Annotated in this window: 18 protein-coding genes; 2 read left to right on the top strand and 16 right to left on the bottom strand. The window is 59.6% G+C overall.

Features of this window, described 5'->3' with window-relative positions; all coding sequences use genetic code 11:
* Nucleotides 1-17: 17 nt before the first annotated feature.
* Together ACQQZ8_RS07885 and ACQQZ8_RS07880 are read left to right on the top strand one after the other, a co-directional pair.
* Nucleotides 18-935 carry an SPFH domain-containing protein gene (locus tag ACQQZ8_RS07885; RefSeq protein ID WP_431709294.1) on the top strand — a complete coding sequence of 306 codons (918 nt, stop codon included), beginning with the start codon at nucleotides 18-20 and terminating at the stop codon, nucleotides 933-935.
* Nucleotides 936-1,113: 178 nt separating this feature from the next.
* The gene (locus ACQQZ8_RS07880) at nucleotides 1,114-1,461 is read left to right on the top strand and encodes an RNA polymerase-binding protein RbpA (RefSeq protein ID WP_431709293.1); all 348 of its coding nucleotides are present in this window, start codon (nucleotides 1,114-1,116) and stop codon (nucleotides 1,459-1,461) included.
* A gap of 78 nt (nucleotides 1,462-1,539) precedes the next feature.
* On the opposite strand, the gene ACQQZ8_RS07875 is transcribed toward ACQQZ8_RS07880, so the two are convergent.
* The 16 genes from ACQQZ8_RS07875 to ACQQZ8_RS07800 all read right to left on the bottom strand — a co-directional run bounded on the left by ACQQZ8_RS07875 (nucleotide 1,540) and on the right by ACQQZ8_RS07800 (nucleotide 20,140).
* Nucleotides 1,540-2,271 carry a polyprenol monophosphomannose synthase gene (locus ACQQZ8_RS07875; RefSeq protein ID WP_431709292.1) on the bottom strand — a complete coding sequence of 244 codons (732 nt, stop codon included), beginning with the start codon at nucleotides 2,269-2,271 and terminating at the stop codon, nucleotides 1,540-1,542.
* Nucleotides 2,272-2,642: 371 nt separating this feature from the next.
* On the bottom strand, nucleotides 2,643-4,241 hold the full coding sequence (locus tag ACQQZ8_RS07870; protein WP_431709291.1) for an amidohydrolase: 1,599 nt from the start codon (nucleotides 4,239-4,241) through the stop codon (nucleotides 2,643-2,645).
* A gap of 40 nt (nucleotides 4,242-4,281) precedes the next feature.
* Entirely contained in the window at nucleotides 4,282-7,065 is a 2,784-nt protein-coding gene (locus tag ACQQZ8_RS07865; RefSeq protein ID WP_431709290.1) for a DEAD/DEAH box helicase, read from the bottom strand.
* A gap of 72 nt (nucleotides 7,066-7,137) precedes the next feature.
* Nucleotides 7,138-7,953: a twin-arginine translocase subunit TatC gene (gene tatC / locus ACQQZ8_RS07860; protein ID WP_431709289.1), complete on the bottom strand. Its 816-nt coding sequence runs from the start codon at nucleotides 7,951-7,953 to the stop codon at nucleotides 7,138-7,140.
* Between the two features lie 14 nt (nucleotides 7,954-7,967).
* Nucleotides 7,968-8,186, bottom strand: a complete 219-nt coding sequence (gene tatA / locus ACQQZ8_RS07855) for a Sec-independent protein translocase subunit TatA (RefSeq protein WP_431709288.1) — start codon at nucleotides 8,184-8,186, stop codon at nucleotides 7,968-7,970.
* Between the two features lie 36 nt (nucleotides 8,187-8,222).
* Entirely contained in the window at nucleotides 8,223-8,582 is a 360-nt protein-coding gene (locus ACQQZ8_RS07850) for a hypothetical protein (RefSeq protein WP_431709287.1), read from the bottom strand.
* Nucleotides 8,582-10,576 carry a helix-turn-helix transcriptional regulator gene (locus ACQQZ8_RS07845; RefSeq protein ID WP_431709286.1) on the bottom strand — a complete coding sequence of 665 codons (1,995 nt, stop codon included), beginning with the start codon at nucleotides 10,574-10,576 and terminating at the stop codon, nucleotides 8,582-8,584. The genes ACQQZ8_RS07850 and ACQQZ8_RS07845 overlap by 1 nt, the downstream gene beginning before the upstream one ends.
* Before the next feature lie 94 nt (nucleotides 10,577-10,670).
* The gene (locus ACQQZ8_RS07840) at nucleotides 10,671-11,066 is read right to left on the bottom strand and encodes an FKBP-type peptidyl-prolyl cis-trans isomerase (RefSeq protein WP_431709285.1); all 396 of its coding nucleotides are present in this window, start codon (nucleotides 11,064-11,066) and stop codon (nucleotides 10,671-10,673) included.
* A gap of 39 nt (nucleotides 11,067-11,105) precedes the next feature.
* Entirely contained in the window at nucleotides 11,106-12,056 is a 951-nt protein-coding gene (locus ACQQZ8_RS07835; protein ID WP_431709284.1) for an FKBP-type peptidyl-prolyl cis-trans isomerase, read from the bottom strand.
* Between the two features lie 99 nt (nucleotides 12,057-12,155).
* Nucleotides 12,156-13,529 carry a Pup--protein ligase gene (pafA, locus tag ACQQZ8_RS07830; protein WP_431709283.1) on the bottom strand — a complete coding sequence of 458 codons (1,374 nt, stop codon included), beginning with the start codon at nucleotides 13,527-13,529 and terminating at the stop codon, nucleotides 12,156-12,158.
* Nucleotides 13,530-13,574: 45 nt separating this feature from the next.
* Nucleotides 13,575-13,760, bottom strand: coding sequence for a ubiquitin-like protein Pup (locus ACQQZ8_RS07825; RefSeq protein ID WP_431709282.1), 186 nt, complete (start codon nucleotides 13,758-13,760; stop codon nucleotides 13,575-13,577).
* Nucleotides 13,761-13,800: 40 nt separating this feature from the next.
* Entirely contained in the window at nucleotides 13,801-15,426 is a 1,626-nt protein-coding gene (gene dop / locus ACQQZ8_RS07820) for a depupylase/deamidase Dop (RefSeq protein WP_431709281.1), read from the bottom strand.
* A complete protein-coding gene (arc, locus tag ACQQZ8_RS07815) occupies nucleotides 15,423-17,060 on the bottom strand; it encodes a proteasome ATPase (protein ID WP_431712158.1) in 1,638 nt (545 codons plus the stop codon). Before arc ends, dop begins: the two co-directional genes overlap by 4 nt.
* 169 nt (nucleotides 17,061-17,229) lie before the next feature.
* Complete coding sequence (locus ACQQZ8_RS07810) at nucleotides 17,230-18,270, bottom strand: tRNA (adenine-N1)-methyltransferase (RefSeq protein ID WP_431709280.1); 1,041 nt, start codon at nucleotides 18,268-18,270, stop codon at nucleotides 17,230-17,232.
* Between the two features lie 38 nt (nucleotides 18,271-18,308).
* The gene (locus ACQQZ8_RS07805; RefSeq protein WP_431712097.1) at nucleotides 18,309-19,430 is read right to left on the bottom strand and encodes a site-2 protease family protein; all 1,122 of its coding nucleotides are present in this window, start codon (nucleotides 19,428-19,430) and stop codon (nucleotides 18,309-18,311) included.
* On the bottom strand, nucleotides 19,427-20,140 hold the full coding sequence (locus ACQQZ8_RS07800; protein ID WP_431712096.1) for an HAD family hydrolase: 714 nt from the start codon (nucleotides 20,138-20,140) through the stop codon (nucleotides 19,427-19,429). The genes ACQQZ8_RS07805 and ACQQZ8_RS07800 overlap by 4 nt, the downstream gene beginning before the upstream one ends.
* Between the last annotated feature and the right edge of the window lie 4 nt (nucleotides 20,141-20,144).

The raw sequence follows: 20,144 nt of genomic DNA, 5'->3' as shown, positions 1-20,144 counted from the left end.
CAAGAAAGTGAGTACCCATGGATTCCGATTCCTTTGGGCTGATTGTTGTGTTGGTGGTGCTGGCGATCTTCGTGATCGTCGTCCTGCTGCGCAGTGTGCGGATCGTGCCTCAGGCACGTGCTGGCATTGTGGAGCGTCTGGGCAAGTACAACCGCACACTCAACCCCGGGTTGACCATCCTCATCCCCTTTGTCGATCGGCTTTTGCCCCTGCTCGATCTGCGCGAACAGGTGGTTTCCTTCCCACCCCAGCCGGTGATTACCGAAGATAACCTGGTGGTATCCATCGATACCGTGGTGTACTTCCAGATCACCGAACCGCGCGCCGCCACCTACGAAATTGCCAACTATATTCAGGCAGTTGAACAGCTGACCACCACTACCTTGCGTAACGTGGTCGGCGGCCTGAATCTGGAAGAAGCTCTGACTAGCCGCGACCAGATCAACGGCCAGCTCCGTGGGGTGCTTGACGAGGCCACAGGTAAGTGGGGCATCCGTGTCTCCCGCGTGGAGCTCAAGGCCATCGATCCACCACTGTCGATCCAGGATTCGATGGAGAAGCAGATGCGCGCCGAGCGTGATCGCCGTGCGGCGATCCTCACCGCGGAGGGCACCAAGCAGTCGGACATCCTGACCGCTGAAGGTGAACGTCAGGCTTCCATCCTCAAGGCCGAAGGTGATGCCCAGGCATCGATCCTGCGCGCCGATGGTGAGGCCCAGGCCATTCAGAAGGTTTTCGATGCCATTCACGCTGGCCGTCCGGATCAGGAACTGTTGGCTTACCAGTACCTGCAGACTCTGCCGAAGCTGGCCGAAGGCACCTCCAACACCCTGTGGGTGATCCCAAGCGAGGTCACCGATGCGCTCAAGGGCATCGGTGGAGCCCTAGGTGGGGTCAACGATGCGAAGAAGACTTCGTCCGAAGACCCAGCCTAAGGCAATCAGCTAGCCGAAGAGCACAGCAAAGCTAAGCAGCGGCGAGACCCTGTCATCGGGTCTCGCCGCTGACACGTATAATGGATACTTTGGACGCGGATCGGGTCAGGCGGGAATCTTTTAACCGCACCAGCCGTTGAACCATGTAGCGTATTCGAAGGATCTCGTAAGGAGTAACATGAGCGATCGCAGCCTCCGAGGCATGCGCCTTGGCGCACAGAGCATGGAATCTGAGGCAGGCGTCGAGCCGGCAGCACGTCAGCGTGTGGAGTACCAGTGCGAGGACGGCGAACGAGTCTTCGTAGTCTTTGCCGCCGAGGCCGAGATTCCTGGAACCTGGCTGACCAAGACCGGCAAGGAAGCCAAGCTGGTTCACGGTGAAGCCAAGGAAGAAGAACCAAGCAATGAGAAGCCAGTGCGTAGCCACTGGGATATGCTCCTAGAGCGTCGCTCCGAGGAAGAGCTGGAAAAGATTCTGGCCGACCGTCTGACGCAGCTGCGCGCATCGCGCGGCGAGGCCGTCTAACCGCGACTGCCCAGCAGCTACAGCAAAGCGCCGGTTCCGATCAGTAGTGATCGGAACCGGCGCTGTGTTGTCTGTGGACTAACGCTTCTTTGCGGTCAGTTTCTGCCAGCGAGCAGTCAAACCCCAGCGGGTGACATTCAGCATGGCCTCGAGCACAATATTTCCGCTCATCTTCGAGACACCGAGTTCACGTTCGACGAAAGTAACCGGAACCTCCACGATCTTCTTACCCAACCGGGCCACGCGGAAGGTCATATCTACCTGGAAGCCATACCCCCGGGACTCAATGGCATCGAAATCAATAGCTTCCAAGGTTTCGCGTTTGAAGGCACGGTAACCGGCGGTGATGTCCTTCAGGGGCAGCCCTAGCAGGGTGCGCGAGTAGAAGCTGCCGCAACGTGAAATGATCTTCCGGCTCAGTGGCCAGTTCACCACTTCCCCGCCCTTAACCCAGCGTGAGCCGATCACTAGGTCCGCGCCACGGGCGCTCGCCTCGAGGAGTCGTGGCAACTGTTCGGGCATATGCGAACCGTCGGCATCCATTTCCACGATGACGTCGTAGTCGCGCTCTAGTGCCCAGCGGAAGCCGGCGATATAAGCCGCGCCCAAACCTTCCTTACCCTTACGGTGCATGACATGGATTTTTGGGTCATCTGCGGCCAGTTTATCGGCCAGTTCACCGGTGCCATCGGGTGAGTTGTCATCGGCAATCAGTACGTCAACCTCCGGGACCGCTTGGCGCAGCCGCCCCACCGTAATTGGCAGCGACTCCAGTTCGTTGTACGTGGGGATGATCGTAATGACGCGCACGCGGCACCTTTCTCGAAATTCTTACTACGTGCCCGCAGCACTAGATGCGGGCAATAAGTCCAAAGATAAAGTATATGCCCCGAAACTTGGGGGTTACTGATTTGGACACAGCTAATCCCCGGTGACTTCGGCCCTACTACGCGTCTACCGACGAGTAATGTTATCTAAGGTCACCGGGGATTACCCTTTTTGCTGCGTCGCGCGAAGCCGGAAAACCGGGACTCCTCGACGTGGCGCTGCTCACCAGCCTAGCGCCCTACCCACCGGTTGTGTCAACCACGACGTGACCACAACGTACACATATTCCGGCCATGTCACCCTAGGATTCCGCGTTTTCACGCAGTTGCCCGAACAAGGCATTATGCTCAGGGCTAAGCGCTTCGCTCCAGCGCATCAAAAATCGTGATGCCCTCACGTACGGTGCGTAAACAGTGTGGGATTTCCTCATCCACCACCGGCAGCAGTGGAGTGCCGGCGCGGGCGTCGGTAGACCAAGAGGAAATACGCGTGTCCGGTGTCTGGACAGCCAGTTCAGAGGCACTCCACACCGCGAAGGTGGCGGGGGCACCGATGACTAACTGTCCGGAGAATGGGTTCATCATGCCCAGGGCGCGGTAGGCCGAGCGGTTTTGCCCCAAGAAGGCGGCCCGCGCCGAAATCCGTCCGGCAACGTTACTGAGCGACATGGCCGCACGCACCACGGCCCAGCCATCCACCTCGGTTACCGGCGCATCGGAGCCGAGGACCACCGGAACCCCGGTGGACAGCATCGCGGCCACATTATTCATTTGCTGCGCGCGCTCACCGACCCGGCTCTGGTACATGCCTTGCTCCCCGCCCCAATACTCGTCAAAGCGCGGTTGCATGGACACGGTGATCGAGTAGCTCAACAGTTTCTCACGCTGCGCCTCATCGACCATTTCCACGTGCTCCAGCCGGTGACGTGCCCCCTGCAAGGCGGGCACCCCCACCGTTTGGGCAGCCAGCTCAAACCCGGCAAGCACCCGATCCAGTGCGGCATCCCCGATGACATGGAACCCGGCAGGGATCCGCGCCTGGGTGCAGGCCACCAAATGTGCGGCGATCCGCTCTTCGCTGAGGTAAAGCTCTCCACGCAGCTCTGGCGCGTCGCTGTATGGTTCGCGTAACGCTGCGGTGTGGCTGCCCAGCGATCCATCAACCTTGAGGTCGCCACCGAGCCCAAGGAGGCGCGAGGACGCGAAGCTCTTGAGGGTTCCACTGGCCGCCTCGGCGGTGCTGACTGCTTCGGCCCAATAGGCATAGACTTCCGGCAGCTGAGGATCATCCTCGGCCAAGAGCTGGCGCAGCGCCTCGCTCCCGCCCAGGTGCTCGCCGGCCATCTCCACCACGGTGGCGAAACCGCGTGAGGCGTAGTGTTCCAGAGCGCATTTCTGATCGGCAGCGGTCACCGCCGGGTCCTGCTGCAGTGCTCGGGTCACCTGATCGTGCGCGGTGCCGCGCACGAGTCCCGGAGTTAAGCTTGCCAGGTGGAGTTGGTCAAGCAGCCGCTGGTTCACGATGGCGCTATGTTTATCCACCCGCGTCAGATACAGTCCCTTACCGGCTGCCGCCTGATCCAAAGCCGCGAGGCTCGGTAGCGTCGGATCGTCCCAACGCGTGTCCTCCCACCCGGTACCGCTAATCAGCTCGCCAGCGCCGCTACTTTGCGCAGCAACCTGCGCCAGCAGATCCGTAGCATTTTTCGCCGTGCTCAGATCGGCGCCGCGTAAGCGGGCCCCGAGGGCGGCCAGATGTGTGTGTGAGTCCACGAACGCCGGGGTGATGAGCGCCCCCTGCAGATCGATCACCTCGTCAGCGCGTTTGGCCTGCCGGTCCGCGGCATCTTCCCCACCGAGCCAAGCCACGGTGTTCCCATCCACCAGCATCGCGGTGGCAAAAGGATCGGCCGCGGAGTAGATCGAACCATTGCGGTAAAGCGTCAAAGCCATATCTGATTAGTCCTTCACAAATTTCGCTGGCACTCGGTGCCTAGTCCAAAACATTCGAGTACGCTACAACGCCGCGTTTAACCAAGTCGGTGGCTTTACGGGCATTCTTCGAGAGACGTGGTGGCAACTGCGCGTTTTTTGCCAGCTGATCCAGGGTGTCAATGACCTGTTTGGCCCAGCGCACAAAGTCGCCCGGTGCCAGATCCGAGCCGCGAAGGCAGCTATTGAGCGAGGCGCCACGGGCCCACTTATACATCGGCCAGATCAGCCCGGATTCCGGTGGGTCAGTGGGGTCTATCCCTTCGAGTTCTTCGACGTCCGAGAGCTCGGCCCAGCAACGCACCAGCTCATCCCACACCTCACTGACCCGTTCGGTGGGCATTTTGGGGTCTGGACGCTCATAGTCACGCCGGCTCTGATACACCAATGAGGCAACAACGGCGCACAGTTCTTCGGGGTTGAGTTTTTCCAGTGCCCCGGTCTCCAGCACTCGGCTGGTCAACAGGTCCCGCTCCCCATAAATGCGCCGCAAGCGACGTCCGGCATCGGTGATGACCAGATCTGACTCATCTTCGGCCGCGCGCAGGTAGCCAAAGTGTTCTAATACCGCGAACACTTTGTCGAACTGTTTGGCGATGGTGTTGGTGCGCCCGGAGATCTGCCGACGTAGCCGATCGGTCTCCTTTTTCAACTTCCAATAGCGTTCGGCCCAGCGGGCGTGATTTTCCCGGTCCGAGCAGTGATGGCACGGGTGGTTGGCCAGTTCGTGGCGCAAAGACTCGGCCTCACGCTGGAAGTCGTCCGAGCCCTCAAAGTCGAAACTTGACGCATCCTTGCGCGGCGGACGATGCTCATGGATGGCATTGCGCAATGAGGCGGCCAAATCCCGGCGTTCCTTCGGTGACTTACCGGTGAAAGACTTGGGGACCTTGATGCGCGAAACAATGCTCAACGGCCCGCGCAGATCCCCCACCGAAAGCCGGCGTAACCGCCCTTCCTCGGTCAGCACGGTATGCCGCGGATCGTAGAGCGAAGGATCCAGATCCACGATCACTGCACGCCCTGAAAGCCGGCTGCTGTGTAGATCAACCACATCCCCGCGGATCACGGCCTGCATGGACTTTTCGGCTGCGGAGCGGCGTTCTTGCACCCGAGATTTCGAGGCGTGCTTTTCTACCTTCGATAGTTTGCGACGCAGCGCCACATATTCGGAAAAGTCCCCGAGGTGGCATTCCATGGATTTTTGGTAACCGGCCAAGGATTCTTCTCGGGAGCGGACCTGACGAGCCAAACCCACCACCGAGCGGTCGGCCTGATACTGCGCGAAGGAGGATTCCAAGATCTGACGGGTTTGTTCCCGGCCGAACTGGGCCAAAAGATTCGTGGACATGTTATAGGTCGGACGGAAACTGGAGTTCAGCGGGTAGGTGCGCTTCGAGGCCAGACCGGCCAGGGTTTCGGGCTCAACCTCGGGGGTCCATAAGACGATGGAATGCCCTTCCACGTCAATGCCGCGACGCCCGGCCCGTCCGGTGAGCTGGGTGTACTCTCCGGCGGAAATCTGCACATGCGATTCTCCATTGAATTTCACCAGCTTTTCCAACACCACACTGCGCGCGGGCATATTGATGCCCAAGGCCAACGTTTCGGTGGCGAAAACCACCTTTAGCAGGCCCCGGGTGAACAGTTCCTCAACGATTTCCTTGAAAATCGGCAGCATTCCGGCATGGTGAGCGGCATAACCGCGCATCAAGGCATCGCGCCAGGACCAGAATTCCAGCACCTCAAGATCATCGGAGGGGATTCGGTAGGCGACCTCCTCGAGAACCTCGGAGATTTCGGCGGCTTCTTGGGCGGTAGTCAGCCGCAAGTCGCTCATCGCACACTGGTGCACCGCCATATCGCAGCCCTTGCGCGAGAAAATGAAGAAGATTGCCGGGAGCATCCCCGCACGATCCAAGGAAATGATCGTTTCTGGACGACTGGCGCGCTGTGTATCGGGCCGCTGGTCCCGCATCCGGTCTCGCGGCCCACGTGAACGTGGGTGACGGCCGCCGGGACGGAAGGAGCGAGTGAGCTTGCGTAGCTCGGGATTCACGATCGTTTTGGCGGCGTCTTGCCCGGCACTTTCGTCAAAGGAGAGGTCCTCTGCGAACAAATCGACCAGCTGACGCCCAACCAGCACATGCTGGAATAGTGGGATAGGCCGGTGTTCGGAGACGATGATGTCCGTGTTCCCCCGCACCGTATCCAACCAGCCACCGAATTCTTCGGCGTTGGAGACGGTGGCTGAGAGCGAAATGATTTGGACGTTCTGTGGCAGGTGCAGGATGACTTCTTCCCACACCGCGCCACGGAATTTATCGGCTAGATAGTGCACCTCGTCCATCACCACATAACCCAGCCCATCCAGGGTCTGTGAATCGGCATAGAGCATATTGCGCAATACTTCGGTGGTCATCACCACGATTTGCGCCTCGGAGTTGATCGAGGTGTCTCCGGTGAGCAGGCCCACCTGCTTCGCCCCGTGCGCCTTGACCAGATCGGAGTACTTCTGGTTACTCAGCGCCTTGATCGGTGTGGTGTAGAAGGCTTTGCGCCCCTGGGCCAGCGCCTGAAAAATGGCGAATTCACCGACCACAGTTTTACCGGCGCCGGTGGGTGCCGCCACCAACACCCCATGGCCCTGGGCCACCGACTGGCAACCCTGTTCCTGAAAGGGATCAAGATCAAATCCAAGGGTGGCCCGAAAGTCCGGTAGGACGGTTCCGCGTTCTACCGTTCGTGCTTTAGCCTGCTGGTAGCGTTCGGCCGGGGTGCTCACTTTGTGTCGGAGTCTCCTTGAGTTGGTGTGGCGGGTCGGAATGAAACTCAGGCTTCACTCGCGACCCGATAGCTAGCTCTCGCCGCGTGCCATGCGTTCGTTTTCGGCTTCCTGGGCCGCAAGTTTTTTCACCCGTTTGCGGTCGTTGAACCAGCAAATCAGGGTGGCCCCGGCGAAGGTAATGAATAGTGGACCGGCCAGTGCGAACATGGTGATCGCATCTCCACCGGGTGCGGCCATGGCCGCCACCAACGCGATCAAGAACACGGTGATTCGCCAGTTCTTCAAGATGACTTTGGCTTTGAGCACCCCCACCATGTTCAGCCCGACCATCAGCACCGGCACCAGCATGGCTAAGCCAAAGGCGAGCAGCAGGCGGAAGATGAACGGCAGGTAGGTGTCGATGCTCACCAGCATCTCGGAGTTCTCCGGTGCCAAACTAATAAAGAACTGCAGGGCGTAGGGCAAAATGAAATATGCCATGGCCACGCCACCGATAAACAGTGGTGCGGCGGCTGCGGCAAAGGAATACCCTAAACGACGTTCGTTTTTCTTCAACCCGGGCACGATAAATGCCCAGATCTGATAGATCCAGACCGGGGATGAGAGCACTAACCCCACGAACAATGACACCTTGAGCATGATGTCAAAGGGTGACATCACCGCTACGAAGTTGACCGCTCCCCCGGCAAGATTTACCGGGCTAATTAAGAGAGCAAGGATCTGGTCGTAGAGAAAAAATCCGCCGACCGTGGCCAGAGCCAAGGCGATCAGCGATTTAAACAGGCGGTTTCTGGCTTCGGCGAGGTGCTCGCGAAGCGCCATCCGCCCTTCGGCGTTCTTTGGGCGCTTTTTCTTTGCGCTGGTGGAATCTGATGTTTTAGCCACTTTGAGAAGCGTGATCAGTTGTTCTTTTCGTCATTCTTAGGATCCACTACGTGGCCGTCAATGGTCTCGCCCTTGGGATCCTCGTCGTCGTCTTTCATCTTGCGCACCTCAGATTTGAAGATGCGCAAGGACTGACCCATGGAACGTGCCATGCCTGGCAACTTGGGGGCACCAAACAGCAACAGTGCCAACACAATGATGATGACTAGATGCCATCCTTGAATTCCACCCACGGGGTTTCCCTTCTATCTCTTGCCTCAAAGTCTACGCTAAAACAGTTTCAGGTCGTACACGTTCTGCGCCTGACCGCGGGCCTGACGCCGGGCCACACGGCGTACCCGCCGGGCCTCGATACATTCTTGTTTCCCGAGCTGACGAAGTTCGCGCAGCTGCTCGGGATCGGCGTGGGTAGCATCGGTTCCACTGGGGTAAACACGCCCACGTGGCGTGTAATCCACCACGGTGCCCTCTTGAGCCAGGTCTTGGGAGAATTTATCGGCGGCGTTCCCTAAGGCATCAACGACGCGCATACCTTGGCGGAAGAGTCTGATGCCCGCCAAAACGATGCCCAGCAGTGTGAGCAACACCAATACGGCCCACAAGAGAACCCAGAACCACCACGGGAGCATCAGTTACCTTCCTCGTAAAGTTTGCTTGCGCTCTCCAGCCACTGATTGATCCTCGTAACTGTTTCATCCGGCGCAACCACAGCAATACTACCCCCGTGGCGTGCCACCAAGGGAGCCAACACCGAGTCATGTGAGAAACGCACCTTGGCTAAATACCCGTCGGCTATTTTCGTTGACCAAGCGGTCGGCTGGTAGGGCTCGATCACGGGAATCAGTTCTGCACCGAGATACAGTTCAACTTCCAAGTCTTCGGCACTGGCGTTGAACTGTAGTTGGATCTGCGCGTGATCCTCATGTCGAGCACCGCGTTCAAAGGTTTCCCGCGCATCCGCAGCGTGCAGGATACGATCCAGCCGGAAAGTTAGCAGCTGCTGCCGGGTGCGGCAATAGGCGCGCAAATAACCTAGTTGACCATCTTCGAAGATCCGGACCGGTTCCACCGCACGCACCTGATGGGTGCCGGATTTCGGGGAATAGTAGTCGATATTGATGACCCGGTGTTCGCGGATAGCCGAAGCCAATAAGGAATCGCTGTCCTCTTCTTGCACCTGGCTCAGCGCGAAACCCAGTGCGCCGTTCCAGCCTTCGTACCGAGCTACCGCCGCGTTGAGTTTGGCTAAGGCCGAGTCGAGAGTGCCGCGGTGTTCAAAGTCAGGGATCGAGGCTAAGGCGTTGAGTCCGCCAAGTATCGCCACGGCCTCCATCGGAGCCAGTTTCTGCGGTTCGGCCAGCAGCGCCGCGTTGGAGATGGACACCGATTCGGCTTCCAGATCACCATCGTTGACGTTGATCAGCTCGTCATGCTGCCCACCGGGCACCCCGCACATCATGATGAGTGACAGCTCTTGGCGGACCTTAGCTTCCGAAAGGGCATAACGTTCGGCCAACTCGCTGATGCTCGCCGACCCGTGCGCAACCACGTATTGAATCATGTCAATATTGCGCATCACTTGGGTTGCGGTGGAGGCCCGCCCGGTTGCGCGGGTGCTTTGGTATTTCACCGTCTTTCCCGCCAGCAGTTCGGCCACCTGCGCTGCGGCGGCACCGGCTTGGTGCAACAGCTGTTGCACCTGTTCGGCCAAGGGTTTGGGTTCAAGGACCTTCACATCCGGCCCATAGCTGGCTAGTTCTGCGGCGAACGCCTCCTGATCGGCATAGCCCACGGTGATCCGCTGTGCGTTGCTCTCCAGAGCGCGGGCACGTAATGGCAACGCCGCAGCTCCGCGCAGCTCAACGCTGGCCAAGTGTGCCGGGTTGTGCAGATCGAAGTCCTGCAGCACCTGACTCATTGAGAAACCTTTGGGGCGTGGCCGATAGTCTTTACCAGTCTTCGGCGAGTTCACGATGGTGAGCTTACCGACGAGGCGGGAGAGCCGGAAGACCCGGGTCGCGTTGCGGCTGTGGTCCCAGCCGGTGAAATACCAGTTGCCGAAACGCTGCCCGATCCCCCAGATGTCCAGCACCCGTTGGCTTTGTTGACCGGCGGCATCCCGGTAGGCGAATTGCACGCGTTTGCGGTTGAATACCGCCAGCGCACAATCCTTGAAGTTTGGTTCGTCCATCGACAGCCGTGGCAGATAGCTGCCCACATAGGGGGCGATATCCGCTTCCGAGGGCGTTTCACCAGTGATCCGGCTACTCGCGTTCAGCGCCAGTGACTGCAGTTTGCTGTCTTTCCAGAGACTGGCGGCCAGCGCTATCAACGCACTCTCGGCGGCACTGAATTCAATGGCCGGCAAATACCAGTCGTTGGTGTCGATGCGGTAGTGGGTCACACCCCCGTGATCTTCACTCAGCAGCTGCAACCCGAATTCGTTGCGGATCTCCTCTTTGGCTCGCTCGATCGCCTTATCACGCGCTTCCTTATTCCCTTCGGGGTTCAGGTAGTCGCCGATACGTTCGCTGGTCCACCGGTGCCCGTTGGTCGCCAAGGCATAGATCAAGCTGGTCAGCCGTTCGGCCCGAGTGGGCCCACCACTTTGCTTAGTGCTCACGAGCCTACAATAACGAATCCGCGGCGGGATTTTGTGCAGGTTAAGCACCTGTGGCTCCGACACGGGTGTCGGAGCCACAGGTCACAGCGCAAAATTACTTGATGCCCATCAGGTCAACCACAAAGATCAACGCCTCGTTGGGTCCAATCGCGCCACCGGCGCCAGCCGCGCCGTAGGCCAAATCCGAAGGGATTTCCAGACGGCGACGTCCGCCAACCTTCATCCCCAGCAGACCCTGATCCCAGCCCTGGATGACCATGCCCACACCCACCGGGAAGTCCAGCGTTGAGCCACGGTTCCAGGAGGCATCGAACTCTTCGCCGGTGGACCAGGCAACACCCACGTAATGGGCCTGCACGGTGTCTCCCGCAGCGACTTCCTTGCCGCTGCCTTCGATCAGGTCGGTGATGACCAGTTCGGTGGGGGCGTCGGTCCCCGGGAAGTCGATTTCCGGCTTGCTGCGGTCATAGTTGCGTGCACCAAAAGACATGCTGTGTTCTCCTCTTGTTCGAACAGTGAAGGTGAGCGATTACTCGGCGTTAGTTACCTTGGTCAATTCTACGTAGAACACCAGAGGTCCGGTGGGACGTCCGCTGCTGGCGTCATCGCCGTAGGCCAGATCCGATGGGATGCTCAGCAATACCTTGGAGCCTTCCTTCAGTCCGGTTAGGCCCTGAGTCCAGCCCTTGATGACACCCTGCAGGTTGAACGCGGAGGCATTGCCGCTACCGAAGTTTCCGTCGAAGGTTTCCCCGTCTTCCCAGCGCACACCGGTGTAGAAGGCTTCAACATCCGCGCTTTCGGTGGCAACCGGTCCGCTGCCCTCTTCCAGCACGTCAACTGCTAGGCCTTCGGGGGCCTGGGTGTCTGCCGGGATGGTGATCTTTGGTTCATCCCCGGAGGTGTCAACGCTCGGGAGTTTACCTTCCTCCTTCAAGCTGGTCACATCCTCGGGGCTCAGCGCGCTACTTGGGCTGCTGGCATCCTGCACGTGCATGATGATCACGCGTTCGGCGCGGGCACCATCTACCGGCTCAGCCATGCTGCCGTCGGGGTTCTGGGCACCATCCACGGTGGTGTAGGCGATCCAGGAGCCGACCTTAGCATCGAGCAGGGTTTCGTAGAGCTCAGGCATTTGTTGCTGCATGGCCGAGTCCAACGTCATCGGAACGGCTGCACCGGTGAAATTCTCATCGGTGAGCAGGCCATCGATGTTCTTGTAAATCCCGGACTTCAGGCTGATGTTCTGACCCTCGGCCAGTTGCTCACCCTCCCCCTCAATCAGCACCACTGCTTCGGACTCTTCCGTCAACAGTGGAGCATCAATCGTCACGGTTGGTTCGCTATTCGCATCGGCACCGGGCTTGATGTCGATGTCGCTCAGCGACCCGCCACCGCTGGAGCCGCAGGCTGCTAGCGCGAGGACCGAGGCGAGGGCGGATGCTGCGAAAACTTTGCGCACAAGTTCTACTTTCGTCACAGGAGATTGTTGTCCTTGGTGTCGTTCACGCGGTGTGCGCCACGACCCACTCTCTCCAGATTAATGCGGAAAACTGTGAAACTTCTAATCTTCGGCTGACTAAACCGGTTGTTGCATCAATTCGATCAGCTCATCGACCGCCGGATCTTCGGTGGCAAAGGGATCCTTGCACAGCACCACGCCACCGGATCCTTCCTCGTATTTCATGTGGACCCAGTCGGTGGAATAGCGTCGTCCGGTGGCGCGCGCCGCAGTAATGAATTTTCCGCGAATTTTTGCCCGCGTGCTGGCCGGCGGGTGGTTGATCGCCTCGTGGATCTGCTCTGGGGTAACCAGCGAACTGGCCCGACCGCGGCGGGCGAGCAGGTGGAAGAGCCCGCGGTTCGGGTCAATATCGTGGTAGGTCAGATTCAGTTGCGCCAGCCGATGCGAGTCGAGGGCTAAACCGTTTTTCTGCGCATAGCCGGTAAGCAGCTGATGTTTGATCGCCCAGTCGATGTCCCGGTTAATGCTAGAAAAATTCTGGGTTTCGATGGCGTTCAGGGTGCGCTCCCATAACTCCAGCACCTGCGGAACATAGTCGTTGTGGGCCCCGTGGCGTTGGACGAAATTGCTCACCGATTCCAGCAACTGCCATTGAATCTGCAAGGCGGTGGGTTCATCCCCACCCATCAACCGCACCACGGTTTGACCGGTGAAGTCGTGGGAGATCTGCCGGATGGAGCGAATCGGGTTTTCCAGACGTAAATCGTGATAGATTTGCCCGGATTCGATCATGCGCAGAACCAGGTCCGTGGCCCCGATCTTCAGCAACTGGGTGGTCTCGCTCATTGAGGAGTCCCCCACGATCACATGCAGGCGCCGGTAATACTCGGCATCGGCATGCGGTTCATCGCGGGTGTTAATGATCGGACGAGACCGGGTGGTGGCCGAAGAGACACCTTCCCAGACGTGATCGGCGCGTTGTGAGAAAGCGAAAACAGTCCGGTCTTCGAGCTTCACCAGATGTCCCGCACCGGTTAGTAGCTGCCGGGTAACGAGAAACGGAATCAGCATATCGGCCAGCCGTTTAAATTCGGTACGCCGGGAAATCAGGTAATTCTCGTGACAGCCATAGGAGTTCCCGGCCGAGTCGACATTGTTTTTGAAGAGGAAAAGTTTACCGTCGTGTCCGGCCTCGGCCAGTTCATCCTGGGCCTGTTCCACCAGATCCAGCAGGATCGCTTCACCGGCCCGGTCATGGGCGATCAGCTGGTCCAGCTGATCGCATTCTGCGGTGGCGTATTCCGGGTGGGATCCCACGTCCAGGTAGAGACGCGAGCCGTTACTCAGGAAGACATTGGAGGATTTGCCCCATTCGACTACCGGTTTAAACAGGTGCCGGGCGGCATCTTCGGGGGTGAGCCGACGACCTTCATTGGGCACATAATTTAATCCGTACTCGGTCTCGATGCCAAAGATCCTGCGATCCACCTTCGTTCCCTTCGGTTAGTGTGTTGCTGCGCTATGCCCGGGAGCCTACTGGCCGCCCTTTTGCACGAATCCGCGCACGAACTCCTCGGCATTGGATTCCAACACCGAGTCGATCTCGTCAAGCAGGTCATCAACACCGGCGTCGGTGCCCTGCACCTGGGTGATCTGCTGCTCCACGTCTTGCTGCTGGGCTTGACGGTTGCTGCGTGGTGAGATGCTTTCCTGGCTCATCGGGTACTCCTTAGGTTAGTGAACTGTGCTGTGGCCATTCTCAGCCGACCGGACGCGTCTTGGCCAGCTCGTCAAGAAATTCGTTGACTTCTAGCTCCGCCTCAAACAGGGCTCCCAGATCTTTGCGGGTGCCGGCCAACGGGTTGCCCATCGGTATGCGGCGCAGTTTCCGGGCTCCGGGTAAGGTGAAGGACAGCGCGTCCCAGTTCGCCGCGACCACGTTCTGTGGGTAACGTTGCAACACCATTCCGCGCAGGTAGGCGCGGGTGTCTTCCGGCGGGGTGCTGACAGCGCGGCCAATTTCTTCGGCGTTGAACAGGGTTTCCATCCGTCCGCGGGCCGCGAGTCGGTAATACAGACCTTTATCGGTGCGCAGATCCGCCCATTGCAGATCCATCAGTGCGATGCGCGGATCACTCAAATCCACGCCGTGGCGTTGCGCGAACCCTTGAACCAGCTGATGCTTGGCGATCCAATCCACGGTGCTGGCCGCGGAGTGCGGATCGCCGGACAACAACTGCAGGGTCTGGCGCCACCGGGTAAGGATTTCGGTGGTGTCCGCGTCCGTGATTGAACGTTCCGCACAGTAGGTTTCGGCAGCGTTGAGGTACTCATTTTGGATGTCAATGGCGCTCATCCGGCGTCCGTCGCGCAGCCGCACACTGGCACGCAGGCTCGTATCGTGGCTGAAAACCCGCAGCGCCTGCACCGGATCGTCGAGTTCTAGCTTCGGGGCGCTACCGGCCTCGATCAGACTCAGTACCAAGTTGGTGGTGCCCACCCGCAGCAGGGTGGAAACTTGTCCGAGGTTCGCATCCCCGATGATGACGTGCAGCCGACGATATTTGTCCCAGTTGGCGTGCGGTTCATCGCGGGTGTTGATGATCGGGCGATTAACCGTGGTTTCCAGGCCCACCTCGGCCTCGAAAAAGTCAGCTCGTTGCGAGATCTGAAATTCGGCGTGTTCGTTGAGCTGGCCACGACCCACGCGTCCGGAGCCGCAGTAGATCTGTCGGGTCACGAAGAACGGGGTGAGCCCGGTCACGAGGTGCTCGAAGTCCACGGCCCGGGGTACGAGATAGTTTTCGTGCGCCCCATAGGAGACGGACTTATTGTCGGTATTGTTTTTGTACAGTAGCAGTTCACCACCGCCCAAGGCTTTGACTTGAGCGGCGGCCTGACGCATCACTTCATCGCCGGCTTGATCCCAGAGCACCGCGGCCCGCGGGGTGGTGACTTCGGGGCTGGAGTATTCCGGGTGGGCGTGATCCACGTAGAACCGGGCGCCGTTACCCAGCACCATGTTCATCACGACCTCGCCGCTGCTGTGTTCGGAGTACAGGGTTTGCCCTACCCGGGCATCCCCGGCGTCCAAAGCCACCGATTCGGCATCCCACACCGTAGCTTCCCCCACGCTGGGTTCCACGTCGGTCAGTTGGCTGGGATGCGCCCTATCGCGGCTCATGGCAAAACCGCGGGCATCCTGCAGTGGGCTTTCATCGCTGTAATCCCAGCGTGCGGCACCGAGCTGGCGTTGCCCCTGCCGCACCAATTGCGCATAGGCGTCAACGATTTGTGCCGACAGTACCGTGGCGTTGGCGCGCGGCATGCCGGGGCGAATGATCCCGTATTCGGTCTCTAGACCGACCAGACGGCGGGCACTCATCCCTTGCTCCGCGAATTCACCAGGGTGCGAATATGGCTGATCTTCTCACCCTTACGCCCGGAAATCCGAGCCCAATCATCCGGGTTGGTGGTGTTGGGCATATCTTCGTGTTCGGCGAACTCATCGCGTACCGCGTTGAGCAGGTAATCCATCTTCAAACCACGTTCACCGCTGGTCAACAGGGTTTTGATCGCTTCCTTTTTGGCCCGGTCCACCACATTGCGGATCACCGCGCCGGATGCGAAATCCTTGAAGTAGAGGATCTCGGTGTCCCCATTGACGTAACTGACTTCGAGGTACTCGTTATATTCTTCCAGCGCGTACATGGATTCGACGGTGGCTGCGATCATCCGCTCCACGGTAGCCTGCTTATCCCCCGCGTCGGCTTGCACCTCGGATTCATGCAGGGGCAAATCGGTGGTGAGGTACTTGCTGAAAATCTCGGCGGCACCTTGGGCGCTGGGGCGGCGGATCTTGATCTTCACATCGAGTCGACCCGGGCGCAGAATCGCCGGATCAATCATGTCTTCACGGTTAGAAGCACCAATCACGATCACATTATCGAGGCGTTCCACCCCATCAATTTCGGCCAGCAGCTGCGGGACGATGGTGGTTTCCACGTCCGAGGACACCCCGGTGCCGCGGGTGCGGAAGAGTGAATCCATCTCATCGAAGAACACCACGACCGGATCCCCGTGCAGCGCCTTTTCCCGGGCGCGGGCAAAAATGAGCCGGATGTGACGTTCGGTTTCGCCCACGTACTTATCCAGCAGTTCCGGGCCCTTGATGTTCAGGAAGTAGCTGCGCGCATTCTCGCGCCCGGACTTGGCTGCGGCACGTTGCGCCAGAGAGTGCGCCACGGCCTTAGCGATCAGCGTTTTACCGCAGCCTGGCGGACCGTAGAGCAAGATTCCCTTCGGCGCGCTCAACCCGTGTTCACGGTACAGTTCCGGATGACTGAAGGGTAACTCGACGGCGTCCTGGATGGCCTCGATCTGGTTGCTCAACCCGCCGATATCCGCATAAGAAATATCGGGTACTTCTTCCAACACCAGCGACTGCATATCGGTGAGCTGTACCCGGCTCATCGCCAGCCCGGTCCGTCCATCCAAGGTGACCTGATCCCCGACACGCAGGTGTTCCTCGCGTAGTGGTTGGCCCAGTTCGACCACCCGCTGGTCATCGGCTCGCGCCATGACCACAACCTGGTGATTTTCCAGCACTTCCTTGATGGTCACCAGTTCACCGGTTTGTTCGTACCCCAGCGCGGCGACCACCACCATCGCCTCGTTGAGCAGCACCTGCTGCCCGATGTGCAGCTTGTCAAAATCCATCAGCGGGCTAATGCCCACGCGTAGTCGACGACCACCCTGGCTGACATCCACCGATTGCACGGCGGTGGATTCGATACCCAGTCCTGCTTCGGGGTGCTTGCGCGGGAATTTGGCCACAATGGTGCCGTGCGAGAACGGGGTGTCCCCGTCACGTTCCAGCGCCGACTTCAAATCGATGATTTGTTCCCGGGTGCGTTCCAGCATCGCAACCAAACGCTGGTTGTTTCCGCTGAGAGTGGCCAACTGTCGATCCAAGGTGCGGTTCTTATCGCGCAGCACGTTGACCTGACGTTCGCTCATGGTCAGACGTTCGGTAAGTTGCGTTTCGTTTGGTTCAGACACTTAATCACTCCCATGACATCGGCAACGATCCATGCACCATATTCTGCTTGAACCGTCTTAGGTCATCCTACGAAGGAAAGACTGGTCACCGGAATTCGGCGACCAGAAATTTCCCACATGTTGAAATCTACTCCGCTTCGCGGGTGCGTGCTGGGCGTGCGGCATCGCGGGCGGCACGCCGCAATTTCTTATCCGAGACCCCGCGTTCGCCCAAGGCTTCACCGGTCCAAGCAGCCTCATCATGATCCTTGGTCCAGGCGGTGACGTCCTCGGCAGCGAAGTTATGTTCCTTCACCCGCTTGGCTTTTGGGATCCCCTGGGCCGAATCGGCCAGCCGGCGCGTGGTGATCAGGAACGCGGTATGCGCTACCATCCGGTGATCTGGGCGCACCGCCAAACCATCCACGTGCCACCCACGAACCAGGGTTTCGAAGCATTCGGGCTCGGTGAACTGGCCCGAGGCGCGGATGGCTTCAACCACCCGGGACATCTGCGGCACCGTCGCCACATAGTTGGTCCACACTCCGCCCGGTGCGAGGACCGTGGCTACGGCGTCGAGGCATTCCCAGGGGCTGAGCATGTCGAGGACCACGCGGTCCACACTGCCCGGTTCTTCGAGTTCAACAACTTTTTCTTGGAAGTCGCCCAAGGAGATTTGCCAGGCCGGGTGCGGTCCGCCGAAGACGGTGTCAACATTCCCGCGGGCGATCTCGGCGAACTCTTCGCGGCGTTCAAAGGAATGCAGCGAACCGTGATCGCCGATGGCTCGCAAGAGCGAGATGGATAGCGCACCGGAACCTACGCCGGCTTCCACCACGCGTGCGCCGGGAAAGATGTCGCCGAAGGCGATGATCTGGGCTGCATCCTTCGGGTAAATCACCGCGGCCCCGCGGGGCATGGACAGCACAAAGTCCTTTGCGAGCGGGCGCAGCAGCTGGTAGCGGTAGCCATCGGCGTTTTCGATCACCGAGCCGTCGGGCAGGCCAATAATCGCGTCGTGGGAAAGGATGCCCTTATGGGAGTGGAAGGTTCCGCCAGCTTCGAGGGTGACAGTGTTAATCCGACGTTTCTCGTCGGTCAGCTGGACCCGGTCACCGACCCGGAAAGGGCCGCGGCGCGCGCCGGCGCCGGTGGGTTCGCTGATGTTTGTTTGGCTCACGAAGCTCATCCTTTGACTAGTTGCATCACTAAGTTGTTTAACGGGTTTCAGCGCACGTTCAGTGCACGCAAGATTTGTTGCTGGTGCAGGACTCCGACGATGTACCCTTCGGCGTTGATGACCGCGTATTCGGCGGTTTCTACGGTTGCTAGGTAATGGATCAGGATGTCGCCATCGGCGCTCTCGGCGATGACCGCCCCATCGCCGAGGGCACGGCTGACCGCAGTTGCCTCAGTGCTCGCCGCTGCATCGTGCGGTACCGCGCTGAGCGCGCCTTCATCGACCACCGCGATCGGCATCCCCTGCGGGCTGACCAGCACGATCTGTCCGGCGCGTTGCTGCTGCCGGTGCCGGATATCGGCCACGCTGGCGGTGCTGAGCATCCCGCTGGCCGGACTCATCAGATTCCCGGCACGTACCTGCGGCAATTTTAACCGCAACTTGGAGTGTGCGATCAGCGCGGAGGTGGCTTGCCACATGAATAGCGCCACCATAATGCCGATCACCATTGTGGTCAGTTCCGGGGATTGGCCACGGAGCAGCGGGAGCACCGCAAACCAGATCACAATCCCCACTGCGATCGCCCGGCCGACCCAAGCCGCGGCAATGGTGCCACGTTCTTGGCTACCGGTAATCTTCCAGACCGCGCTTTCCACCAGCCGCCCACCATCCAGTGGCAGGCCGGGCAGAATATTAAAGATGCCCAAAAGTAGGTTGGCGTAGATGACAAAATTGAGGATCGCGGCCGGGCTGTAGGGCAAGTCGGTTACCGACTGCAGCCCCCACGCGGCAGCGGCCACCACGAAATTACTGAGCGGCCCGGCCAGCGCGACCGCCAGGGACGCGCCGGGGGTGGCTTTGAAGGAACCGAATTGGGTGTGGCCTCCCCAGAGCGTCAAGACAATGTGCGCGTCGGGCCACTTGTAGTAGCGGGCCACCATCGCATGGGCCACCTCGTGAATGAGTACCGCCAGCGCGATCATGATCGCGCAGCTGAACCCCAGCAGGAAGGCGGTGGGAGCAGGTACCCACCCGCTGCGTTGGAGTTGCATCCCGAACACCACGGTGATGACCGCAGTAATCAGAAACCAGGAGTAGGCCAAGTACACCGGGACTCCGGCGATCCGCCCAAGCTTCAGACCCGGTGATTTTTCTTTCGTTTCGCTCACGCGTTGATCGGCTCCAACCAGGTTTCGAGGTCACTGAGGGTGAGGTGTTCTAAGCTTTCGAGGCGGCGCCAGCGCCCGACACCGGGATCGGTGGCATTAGGTACCAGCACCGCGTATAGCCCGGCGCTACTGGCCGCGGTAATCCCCGGCAACGAGTCTTCAAATCCCACACAGCTCGCGGGGTTCAGCCGTTGCTCGAATTTTTCGCTGAGCAATTCGATCCCCCGCAAGTACGGTTCCGGGTGCGGTTTGCCGGCGCGAACCTCATCGCCGGCGACGGTGACATCGAAGTAAGAGCCGGGCAACTGTGCCAAGAAATCGTTAACGATGCTGCGTTCGCTCATGGTCACCAAGGCCTGCGGGATTCCGGCGGCGGAAATCTTTGCCAAGAGTTCCAATGCCCCGGGGCGCCAAATGAGCTTCGTTTTAATCCCGGCAATCACCTCGGCGGAGAGGCTATCGATAATTTCTCGCACCGACAGTTTCACGCCGGCTTCTTGCAGCACCCGAGCCGCATCGGGCAGGGCCGCACCAACCAACGCGTGGGCTTGTTCCGAACTCCAGCTGCCACCAAACTCGGCCACCAAGTTGGCTTCGCCGGCCATCCAATACGGTTCGGTGTCGATCAGCGTTCCGTCCATATCCCACAACACGGCCTGGGGCTGGGTGGAATAGGTAGCTGACTCGGGTGTCGAACGTTGATTTGGCATGAGT

The sequence above is a fragment of the Glutamicibacter uratoxydans genome (assembly GCF_050753455.1).
Lineage (GTDB): Bacteria > Actinomycetota > Actinomycetes > Actinomycetales > Micrococcaceae > Glutamicibacter > Glutamicibacter uratoxydans_A.
This window is presented reverse-complemented; position numbering and strand designations above follow the sequence as displayed.